6 protein-coding genes are annotated in these 10,985 nt (G+C 68.9%); 2 read left to right on the plus strand and 4 right to left on the minus strand.

What is annotated here, in order from left to right:
- Nucleotides 1-190: 190 nt before the first annotated feature.
- From EES43_RS26320 to EES43_RS30825, 4 genes are all read right to left on the minus strand, one after another.
- On the minus strand, nt 191-1,369 hold the full coding sequence (locus tag EES43_RS26320; RefSeq protein WP_124271047.1) for an amidase domain-containing protein: 1,179 nt from the start codon (nt 1,367-1,369) through the stop codon (nt 191-193).
- Between the two features lie 150 nt (nt 1,370-1,519).
- Entirely contained in the window at nt 1,520-2,806 is a 1,287-nt protein-coding gene (locus EES43_RS26325) for a polysaccharide deacetylase family protein (protein ID WP_124271048.1), read from the minus strand.
- A gap of 48 nt (nt 2,807-2,854) precedes the next feature.
- Nucleotides 2,855-5,119: a transglycosylase domain-containing protein gene (locus tag EES43_RS26330; RefSeq protein ID WP_124271049.1), complete on the minus strand. Its 2,265-nt coding sequence runs from the start codon at nt 5,117-5,119 to the stop codon at nt 2,855-2,857.
- A 902-nt stretch (nt 5,120-6,021) separates the two neighbouring features.
- Nucleotides 6,022-6,420 (minus strand): transposase, encoded by a 399-nt coding sequence (locus EES43_RS30825; protein WP_164493076.1) that lies wholly within the window; start codon nt 6,418-6,420, stop codon nt 6,022-6,024.
- Between the two features lie 395 nt (nt 6,421-6,815).
- On the opposite strand from EES43_RS30825, the gene EES43_RS26335 reads away from it, so the two are divergent.
- Together EES43_RS26335 and EES43_RS30830 are read left to right on the plus strand one after the other, a co-directional pair.
- On the plus strand, nt 6,816-8,285 hold the full coding sequence (locus tag EES43_RS26335; RefSeq protein ID WP_241192539.1) for an alpha/beta hydrolase: 1,470 nt from the start codon (nt 6,816-6,818) through the stop codon (nt 8,283-8,285).
- A partial coding sequence (locus EES43_RS30830; protein ID WP_164493281.1) for an AAA family ATPase occupies nt 8,282-10,985 on the plus strand: 2,704 nt, incomplete at its 3' end. The genes EES43_RS26335 and EES43_RS30830, both read left to right, overlap by 4 nt.

The raw sequence follows: 10,985 nt of genomic DNA on the forward strand, positions 1-10,985 counted from the left end.
TCAATCGACCAAACAGAGCCGGTCAAAGCGACACTTTGTCGCTTTGACCGGCTCTGTTGTTGTGATGGACGCGATCTGGCCCTCCGCGGGTTCGCAGAGTGCTCGGCTGCGCTACTCCGTGTCTGCGACGCGCCACAGCGCCCCGCGTCGTCACGGACGAGGGGCGCTGTGGCGCGGGGGCGGCCGACCGTCAGGTGCGGTAGGCGTAGTACGCGGCGTTCGGGTAGGACGAGATGATGCTCGTCACCGAACGGCGCAGGGTGTTGGTGGAGTGGTACGTCAGGTACGGCACGCCGTCGCGGCGCGACGTGACGATCATGGTGTGGTCCTTGGACCCGTCCTTGTCGAAGTCGACCTGGAGGACGTCGCCGACGTCCATCTGGTACACGTTGGCCAGGCTGGTGGTGCGCTTGGAGTTCTGCGCGAACCAGGACCACTCGTTGACGCCGACGAAGGAGTGCGACTGGATGTCGGCGGTGCCGAACCAGCGCGTGTAGTCGTAGACGTAACCGGGCACGTGCTTCCAGCCGCCGGCCTTGAGGGACTGGCTGACGAAGTTGGTGCAGTCGCCGCCCGCACCGGCCCCGTTGAAGTCGGGGTAGGCGGGGTTGTAGTTCGTCCAGTACTTCTCCGCGTACGCGGCCATCGCCTGGTAGTCGTACTCGCCGCCGGTGAGGTTCTTGGGGGCGGCTGGCGGGCGCGTCGTGATGGCGGCGCGGGGCGCCGCCGGAGTGGTGGTGGTGGTCTTGGCCGCCACGCTTGTGGTCTTCGGCTGGGCGAGCTGGTTGACCGCGAGGTAGCCGTCGCCGGTCTCGCGGATCTTCGTGACCTTCCAGGAGCCCTGCTTGTCCGCCGTGAAGGTCAGTTCGTGGTGGGCCTGGAAACCGGTGGTGCCCGGCTCGCCACCGGTGACCTTCGCGTAGGTCAGAGTGGTGTTCTCGGTGACCCTGACGACGGCGGTGCGGCCTTTGACCTCGGTGCGGTCCAGGGTGACCTTGGTGCTGCCGGCACTGTACTTCTCACCGTTGCTCGCCAGCCGGTTCTTGCGGTCGTCGAGCTGCTTCCGGGCGGCGTTCTCGGTCCGGCCCATGCCGGAGGAGAGCTTCACCTTGCCGGAAAAGCTTTCGGCGATGGCCTTCTTGCCGCCGTGGCGCGGCCGGTCGACCAGCGCATTGGTGCGGTCGGTGAAGACCGCGTCCGCCAAACCCTGGAAGGCGGCCTTGGTCCTTGCGTCGACCTGGGGCTCGGTCACCGTGGAGGCGCCCGCGTTCCAGTTGGGCAGCAGTGCGACCCCCGCGACGGCCGATGCGGCGGCCGCCGTGAATATCGTTGCCCGGCGTCGCGTGTGCTTCAGTTTTCTTGACTTCACTGGCGTTCTTCCCTCTTTTCCCGGCATGGGACCGCCGAGCTAAGCGGCATCTTCGCACGCCTTGTGCGGCTGGTGTGAAGGAGGTGGGACGACTGGTGCAAGGAGGCTGCCGGACTGTCACCGCCGGTGAGTTCGACGGCCGTTGGCCGGTCACTTCACGACGGTGGACCAGTCCGGAGACTGCGCGGGGTCGAGGCTGCGGAGCCGCTCCAGGGTGGCGGGCTTCTGGACGTCCATCCAGTCGGCGAGCTCCTTGAAGGACACGCACTTGACGTCCTTCTTGGTACACACGCCCTCTATCATGCGATCGACGGCCTTCATGTAGATGCCGCCGTTCCACTCCTCGAAGTGGTTGCCGATGAACAAGGGGGCGCGGCTGCCGTAGTAGACGCGGTTGAACCCTGCCATGTAGGTGTTCAGGGTTTCCTGCTGCCACTTCGGGTGCATGGCCGGGTCACCGTCGGTCTTGCCCTCGGACTGGTTGTAGAGGAAGTTGAAGTCCATGGACAGGCCCTGGTACTTGCCGCCCTCGTACGGGAGCATCTGTAGCGGGAAGTCCCATATGCCGTTCTTCTTCTTCGGCCATATCTGGAAGTCGCCGGTGGAGCTCGCGTCGTAGCGCCAGTCGTAGCCCTTGGCGGCCTGGAGGAGGTTGGCCTGGCCTTCGAGGCAGGGAGCGCGGCCGCCGACGACCTCGCGGCGTATGTCGAACGGCAGCGGGTCGAGGTCGGTCCTGCCGGTGTTCGTCTTCCACTTCTCGACGAAGCCGTAGAACTGGTCGATCTCGCTCTTCCACTCGGCCGGGCTCCAGTCGCCGCCGCCCTTCGGGCCGCAGAAGTGCCCGTTGAAGTGGGTGCCGATCTCGTTGCCGTCCTTCCAGGCCCCGCCCAGCTGCTCCAGGGTGGTGTAGACGTGCTCATCGGTGGGGAAACTGATGGCCGCGCCACCCCGGGAGTGCTGCGGCGGGTCGTACAGGTCCTTCTTGCCCTTGGGCAGCAGGTAGATCCCGGTGAGGAAGAAGGTCATATGGGCGTCGTGCCGGTTGGCCATCTCCCGGTAGTGCGCGAACAGTCCGTCATCGCCCTGGAGGGCACCGTCCCAGGAGAAGACCACGAACTGCGGTGGCTTCTCGCCGGGCTTGAGGGGCCGGGGCTTGAGCTGCTCCTTCTGCGGGCCGGTGTAGGAGGTTGAGCCGTCGCCGATCACCTTGACCTTGCCGTCCCAGGCCGGTTCCCCCGAGGCCCTGGACAGCGGTTGGCGCGGCGAGCGGTTCGTCGCGGACGCGGTCGGGGTGGTGTCGTCGGTGCCGGACAGGGCCAGGTAGCCGCCGAGGGTGCAGGCGACGACGAGGAGCGCCGCCAGCGCGAGCGTTCTGGGGCGGGCGGGGAGGGGGCGGGGTGCGGGGTCTTTGCGACGTCGGCCCGACGGCTTGTTCATCTGCGGCTCAATCTCTCGGTGGCGTGGACGGTGCGGTCGCACCGGTGGTCAGCCGAGGGGTCTCAGGGCTTCCGACCAGATGCTGTACGGGACGCTGTCGGCTATCGTGCCGCCCAGTCCCTCCAGCGGTAGGGGTTCGAGGCTCTTGGCCAGGTCGATGCGGTAGACGACGACCGCGGTGGACACCTTCTTCTCGGTGCCGACGTACCAGGCGGCGGTGTCGCGCTCGGTGGTGCCCCTCTTCCCGGCGACCTTGCCTCCCGCCTTCGCTGCGGTCTCCGGATAGGCGGTGCGGAAGGCGTCCGTCAGGGCGGACTGCACCTCGGCGGCGGTGTCGGTGTCCATGGCCCGGCGCGAGACCGGGGCGCCCGTAGCGACCTCGTGGCCGTTGCGGGTGACCTTGAGGATGGTGTACGGCTCGGTGTGTCGGCCCGCGGCGGCGAAGGTGGTGTAGCCGCTGGCCATCCGGATGGCGCTGGGCGTGGAGCTGCCGGTGGTCAGCGCGGGCACCTGGGCGCCGAGGCTGGAGCGCAGCAGTCCGGCGGCCTGGGCGGTGGCGCGGACCTTGTCCAGTCCGGTGTCCATGCCAAGCTGCATGAAGGTTGTGTTGACGGAGGATGCGAGGGCCCGGTGCAGGGATATCTGCCCGTAGGACCGCCCGACGTCGTTCTTTGCGGCGACCTTGCGGCCGCTGCGGTCCCAGTAGGGCCCTTCCGGCGTGGTGACGGGCACCTTGTCGTCGCCGTTGTACACCGTCCCGCCTGTCACCGGCACGGGTGCGCCGTCCCGGCTCTTGCGTACGCCGTGTTCCAGGGCGGCGGCGTAGACGAACGGCTGGAACGCCGAACCAGCCGGCACGGTGGTCGCATTGGACTCGTTGTAACCCTGCTTACGGTGGTCGGGGCCGCCGTGGATGGCCAGGATCCGCCCGTCGACGGCGACGGAGGCGGCTCCGTAGTGGACGTGTTTCGCGGCCCCAGGCTTGTCCTTGCGGGCCTTGTCGCGGGCGGCGCCAACGGCCTTCGTCAGCTGGTCCACGCGTTTCTTGTCGAACGTCGTGTAGATCTGGTAGCCGCCGCGGTCGAAGTCCTTGTCGGAGATGTTCGCCGACTTCTTGGCGTGCTGAGTAGCGAGTTCCACCAGGTAGTCGCTCTGCTCACCCGTGTTGTAGAGCGGATTGCTCTCCAGAGCCTTCGGGAAGGTCCGGTAGCCGGCGCGCTCCTCGGGCGACAGCTTGCCGATCTTCACCATCCGGTCGAGCGTCCACCGCCACCGCTCCTCCGCACGGGTGCGGTTGGCCGCGCTGAGCGTCGGATCGTACAGTCCGGCGCCCTTGAGAAGGGCTGCGAGGAAGGCGCCTTCGCTGGCGTTGAGCTCGCTGACGTCCTTGCCGTAGTACGCCTGGGCGGCACGCTGGATGCCGTAGGTGCCGCGGCCGAACCAGCTGGTGTTGAGGTAGCCCTCCAGGATCTCGTCCTTGCTCATCTTGTTGTCGAGCTTGAGGGCCATCATGGCCTCGGTGAACTTGCGGCTGTAGGTCTGCTCATGGCTAAGGTAGACGTTTTTGACGTACTGCTGGGTGATGGTCGAGCCGCCCTGGGTGCTGCCCTGTCCGAAGGTGCGCAGGATGGCGCGGGTGAGACCCTTGGCCGAGATGCCGGGGTCGCTGTAAAAGCTCTCGTTCTCGGCCGCGAGCACCGCCCAGCGCACGTCCTCGGGCACGTCGGCCAGCTCCATCTCCTGCCGGTGTACCCAGCCGGCGCGGGCCATGGGGGTGCCGTCGGCCCAGAAGTAGACGGTGTCCTGCTGGGTGGCGTAGGAGTTGAGGTCGTCCGGGATGTCGGTGACGGCGTAGGCGACGGCCAGGGTCAGGACGCTCAGCCCGAACGACGCGAGGACCGCGCCACCGGTCTGCCGCCAGGAGGGCACCCAGCGCTTCCAGCCGGTCCGTCCGGGCCGGGGGTAGTGCGGCCGCACGCGGCACAGCCAGGGGCCCAGCACGGCGACGACGGGGGTGGTGGCGGCAGCGACCGCAGCGGTGAGGCGGGCGGCGGGCGCTGGCTTGGGTGCCTTGCGGCGGCGCCGGGCGCCCGGCCGGCCGGGCGCGGTGACTTTGGCGGGCGAGCGGGGGGCCGCGTGTAATCCGGAGGCATCCGCCGGGGAGTCGCCGGTCGGTGAGACCCACCCGGTTTCCTCCGTGTCGGAGGGTGTGTCGGCGTTGTCGTCGGATATCTCACGCCGCTCTCGGCCGGCTATCCGCAGCTCTTCGGCGCGGGTGGTGGGTATACCGCCTTCGGGTACGCGGAGCTGCATCGTCTCGTCAGGTACGGACCGCTGCCCGAGGACACGCCTGTGCGCCGAGGCACTCGACTCCGAGGGGTCTCCCTCGCCTTCCTGAGCGTGCGCTCCCTGCCCTGCCTGGGTCACGATCGGCCTCTCTCTGTACTCCCTACGCGCGCGCAGGCAGGCAGGCAGACGTACGAGGGCTTGACCTGGGCACCGTTATGGCGGTCGCAAACCCTGACTTCCCCCCGACCTCACGGGATCGCGGCTCTCAAATTACCAGCGCGCTTCGCACGATCTCCACATGATGCTCGGGCGAATCCGATCACATCATGGCTGACCGGCCCCTGACGGCCCCCGCCCGGGCGCTCTTCGCCAGTGCGACGAGCGGCATGCATGAGAAGGATGGGGCCGAAGGACCGATTCGAGCATCCGTCACCTTGGTCCCCCGCTGCAAAGGGGCGGTCCTGCCGCCCACCTGGCCCGGCCGGATCGTCCGCGAATCGACCGCCTCGCCGGGCATCCCCGCGCGGTGCAGCCTGTGGGGCTCGCGTCACGGTCGTGGGGCAGCAGATAGAAGAGGGGGCGTCGATTTGGAGTCCGCTGTCGGGGGCGGCCCCAGCCTCGGCGCATGGTCGGCGAAGCCGACCATGCGGCCGTGGCGGTGGTAGCGGATCGTGGGACTGTAAAACGTTTGGCCCTGTTCCGCAGTCGGTGGTGCCGGTGAGCCGTCTCACTTTCGTGCCTGTGGAACTGCTGGGCCGGATGCGTTCGGACCGCGTTCGTACTTCCCGCCCCTGCCGCGGCCGGCGGGCGAACGTGGGTGCAAGCCCGAGCGCGGGGCGGAGTTCGCGTTCGAGGTCGAAGCCACTCAGCCGGTCCCGTCGGTCACCACGGTGACCGCCACCACTCACGACGAGCTCGTAACACGATCATGAGTGGGCCTTCTTGAGGCGTCGGTAGCAGATGAGGCTGCACACGAGGGAGACGAAGGCGTCGTGGAGTTCGGTGCGTCGTTCCCGTCGGACGGCGAGGCGTTTGAAGTGGTGGAGCAGGGCGAAGGTCTGCTCGACGACGTAGCGGAGCTTGCCGATGCTCTTGATGTCGGGTGATCCCTTGCGCGAGATGACAGGCAGGATCCGGCGCTCGCGCAGCGCGTGCCGGTTCGGGTTGGAGTCGTAGCCCTTGTCGCCGAGCAGGGCGTCTGGTCGGCGGCGGGGCCGGCCGGGGCGGCCCGCGACGGGCGGGATGCCGTCGACCAGGGTCGGGGGCGCGGCCAGGGGCCCGGCCGACTGGCAGTCCGTCGAGCTGGACCGCCCGGGCGGCGGCACGGTCCGCCGCGGGGCCGGCCGGCCGCCTGGACTGGGGCCACCGCGGCTGACCCGACCAACACGACCGACCGGCACGGACGTCGGCGGCCGAAACCTTCCGCACCGCTCACATCCGCGCCCACCGGGCTCTGCCGGGCCGGCGCGGAACGCCGAACCGCACCCGGCCCGAAACCCTCGTCCGCAACCGCCTCGAACGCCTTCAACACCGGACCCATGCCCTCGACGGCCCCCTAGCCGCCGGCGCCGGGCATCGCCCTCGACGACCTGACATCACTTTGAAGGGCCAGAGTCCGTAACGCCCTTTGCACAGTTGGCTATTGTCTTGCGGCATGACGCGACAGCCGCCACACAGCTCCCACGCCGCATCCGACGAGCTCTGGGCGGAGGTTTTGCCCGTGGGCCGCGACACGAGCCAGGACGCCGTGATCGTGGTTCCCGGAATCATGGGCAGCACGCTGCAGGACACGGTGACAGGTGCTCGGATTTGGGGCTTGGGCGTCAAGTCGATGGCGGATACCTGGCTAGGACGCGACGGGATGCTCCCCCTGCACCTCACGCCCGACGAACAGGAGGGCCGGTTCGGCCGGGTGCGGGCTACCGGGCTGCTGGAGTGCCCTGCTTGGGCACCGTTCCTGCAAGGTTTCGAGCCGTATACCGATCTGGTGCGCGGTGTGGGTAAGGCCGTCGCACATCCCAAGGCGGTACTGGCGTTCGCCTATGACTGGAGACTGCCGGTCGGCGTCAACGCGGCGCTCCTCGCCGAGGCCGCCCGCCGCCACCTCAGCGCGTGGCGTGCGCACCCGGCCCACGACCGGATCCGGCGGCTTCGCGCCGACGAACGCCCCGCCCAGCTGATCTTCGTCGCTCACTCCATGGGCGGCTTGGTGACCCGTGCCGCGTTGACGCGCACCCCTGACCTCGAACCGGACACCCGCGCGGTCGTCACCCTCGGCACTCCGTTCAACGGCTCGGTCAAAGCCGCCGTGATACTCAACGGTCACCGCGGCAACGGCCGTCGCGCCGCGCGGGGACCGAGCGCGTTTCTCCGGCGCCGCATGCAGGCACTGGCAACCACTCTGCCCGGCGTACATGACCTGCTCCCCGGCTTTCGGTGCGTCGACGACAGCCCGGAAGTACACCGCCTCACCCCGAGCGATGTCCAGGCACTCGGCGGCGACAGGGAGCTCGCCGCCCGATCTCAGGAGTTCCAGCAGTGGATGCGCCTCAACGGACGCTCACTGCCCGGTCACCGGGCCGTCGTCGGCGTGGCTCAGCCGACCGCGCAGAGCCTGAGGCTGATGGAGGGAGTGGTCCACGAACAGTTCTTCACCTTTCGGACGCACTCCGACGGCGAAGTGGTTCGCGACGCCGTCGGTGTGCCGCAACGCGTTGACCTAACGGGTGACGGGACCGTGTACCGCGACTCCGGTTCCCTCGGCGGATCCGCGGGCGCCCATCTCCCGCTGCAGCACGGTCCGATGGCCAGGGACAGCGACGTCATCCGTCACGTGCGGAATGTGATCACCTCTCCGGACGAGCCTCTCGGCCCGCCCATGGGCGAGAGCCGGATCGGCCTCGACGTGCCGGATGCCGTAGAAGCCGGAGCCGCCTGGAACATGCGGCTGACGGGAACGGACACGCACGCGGGCGTCATCTGTAGCGTCCACGACGCCGAAACCGACCGGCGGATCGCCACGCCACGTATCGGCTGGCAGGACGACACGATCGCCGCTCAGGTGACCCTGCCCGCACCGGGGCTGTACCGGCTGCGGGTCGAGAGCGGAGGCAATGCCCCGGTCACCCAGCTCGTCCTGGCGGCCGAACCGGACGACAGGTTACGCGCACCAGGGAACACCGCGGCATGAATGCCGCCATCGGCGAGAACGCCGAAAGACCGCTGCAGTTCTTCCCGGTCGCCATCGGCCAGTACGTCGATCACCCCCCGCTCGACACCAAGACCGAAGTCGCCGGCATCGCCGAACTGCTCGCACCGTTCGGCGCCGAGACCCGTGACTGGGAAGTCGAGGAGATCGACCGGGGCGCGGACGCGGTCGAGAAACGGCTGCGGGAGTGGACCGAGCCCCGGATGGCCTGGGACACCATCCTGTACTGGACCGGGCACGGGGAGAGCGACGGGGACCAAAGGGCACTGCTCGCTCATGCCCTCAGCCCCCGCCCCCTCACCACGAGCAGCATCACCCCACAACAACTGGTGAGCCATCTGACCGCCCGCGAGGCGCATCGCAAGGGAAGAGACGGATGGGCGATCGTCATCATCGACGCCTGCAAGTCCGCCCGGTTCGTCGAGCTGATGAGTGCGGACGTGAACCGGGATCCCGCCGGCGCGCGCAACTTCCTGCTGGTGGCCACGTCGGGGAACGGAACCGCCAACCTGGGCACGTTCCGCAAGGTCCTGTCCACCGTCCTCACCGTGACTTTCCGTGCCGATGACAGCATCGACCTGTGGCACCTCGCCACAGAGCTCCGCCGGAACCTCGGCGGATGTCCGGTGGAGGTGAAAACCGACCCGGGCCGCGCCATGCTCCACCGCAGAGTGCCCGTGCTCACTCAGACGCCGCTGGACCAGCTGGCCGAGATCGAAGCCGTCCTGGACAAGCTCCCCGACGACGAACGACGCCACTTCGTCCCCAAAGCCAGAGGTGCCGAACTCGGCGAACAGGCGTGGTACTTCGAGGGCAGGCAAGAGGAACGCCACCAGATTCTCACCTGGCTCGACACTGTGCACAGGGGCCTGCTCGTGATCACCGGAGCAGCGGGCTCGGGCAAGTCCGCCCTGCTCGGACACGTCCTCGTACACACCCAGCCCGAACTGCGGCAAGTGCTCGAAGCGGCCGGCCAGCTGACACCGCTCCCGGCCACCTCGCCCCAGCCGTGCGACCCGTTCCACACCGTTGTCCACCTCGCCGGCGCCACTCCTCAGGACCTGGTGGCGCGGATCGCCCGAGCGGCCGGACTTGAGGCCCCGCCCGCCGACGAGGAACTAGACGCTCAGAGCGACTGGTTGATCAAGGGCATGCGCGAACGCGGACAGATGTTCACGCTGCTGGTGGACGCCCTCGACGAAGCGTACTCACCTCTGGCGACAGCAGACCGGATCCTGCGCCGGCTCGCCGCACTGCCGATGACCCGCGTCATCGTGGGGACCCGCCGCTCACTCCATGAAGGCCCTGACCTGGCACAGCCCGACGACCAGTATCTCCTGGACGCCCTGGGCGCAGCAGAGGACACAGCGACTGTCGTCCGCGTCGGACGTGACAGCGACGCGATGACCCGATACGTACGTCGACGCCTGACCGCATACGCACGCCACGGAGTTCTTCCGGCGGAACAGTGGCAGATCGACCACGCGGCGGACGCCATGGGCGCGCTCGACCGGGAATTTCTCTACGCTCGCCTCGCCGTGCACGAGATCATCCAGGCCGGCAGCCTCGATGACCTGGAAATCCTCCTCGACAGCGACCACCGCCAGCTCTTCCGCCGTGCCGTCGAGCGACTCGCCGCGTCGGCCCCGTCCAACCGCCCGCTGCTCGAAGCCCTGGGCCTGGCCCAAGGGCGCGGACTCCCCGTACATGACGGCATCTGGGCCGCCACCGCCGCAGCCCTCCACGACGAAACCGGCGGCCTCCCCCCGTCCGACGCCGACATCGAGGCACTGACCAGGACCGCCGCGCCCTACCTCATGCTCGACACCGAATCGGGCCAAAGCGTCTACCGGCTCGCCCACCGCACGTTCGCCGAGCACTTCACCCGGCCCTCGGCCCACGACCACCGCCACCACCTCATCACCGAGCGCCTGTCCGCACAGGCCGATGCCCACCTGCCCGAATCGGCACCGAACGCCTACCTCGTCCAGCACCTGGCCACCCACGCGGCACTCGGCGGGCCCACGGCGTGGGAGGCGTTGGCGCGTCATACCCGAGTCCTGGACCACCTGGACCCCAGCGCCGTCGCCGCTGAAGCGCTGCGCACGGCGTACGGCCACGCCGACCTTCCGCCACCCGTCGCCGCGACCCTCGGCGCACACCACCTCCTGTCCCAAGTTCCCCCCGAAGACCGCTGCGCCGTCAGGGCATTGGCAACGGCGCGCCTCACCGGCGAGCTTCCTCCCCGTGCCCCTCGATCACCTTGGGCCGTACGCTGGACCCACCTTCCGGCCACCCATCTCCACATCACCCTCAGCGGACACACCGGCACCGTTCGGGCGCTGGCGGCGGTTCAGCTGGCAGACGGGCGCACTTTCCTGGCCAGCGCCGGTGCCGACCGGATGGTGCGGCTGTGGGATCCGACCACCGGGCGCCCGGTGGGAGAGCCATTCGCCGCACACCCCCAAGAGATCCACGCGCTCGTGGCGGTGCCGATGCCGGACGGGGGCACCCTTCTGGCGACCACCGGCCGCGACCCGGTGGTGCGCTTGTGGGATCCCGCCGTTCCAGGACGGCTGGTGGGGGAGGTGTCCACCGAACACGCCGGGGCGGTGCATGCCCTGGCGGTGACGCGGTGGGCGAACGGGCCGGCTCTGCTCGCCACCGTCGGTGAGGATCGGG

The organism is Streptomyces sp. ADI96-02 (genome assembly GCF_003846185.1).
In the GTDB taxonomy this organism is placed as follows: Bacteria; Actinomycetota; Actinomycetes; order Streptomycetales; family Streptomycetaceae; genus Streptomyces.

What these genes read in the sequence shown, in the direction of transcription:
- EES43_RS26325 (WP_124271048.1), bottom strand. Translation starts at nt 2,806, where the DNA reads ATGAACAAGCCGTCGGGCCGACGTCGCAAAGACCCCGCACCCCGCCCC.
- EES43_RS26330 (WP_124271049.1), bottom strand. Translation starts at nt 5,119, where the DNA reads ATGCAGCTCCGCGTACCCGAAGGCGGTATACCCACCACCCGCGCCGAA.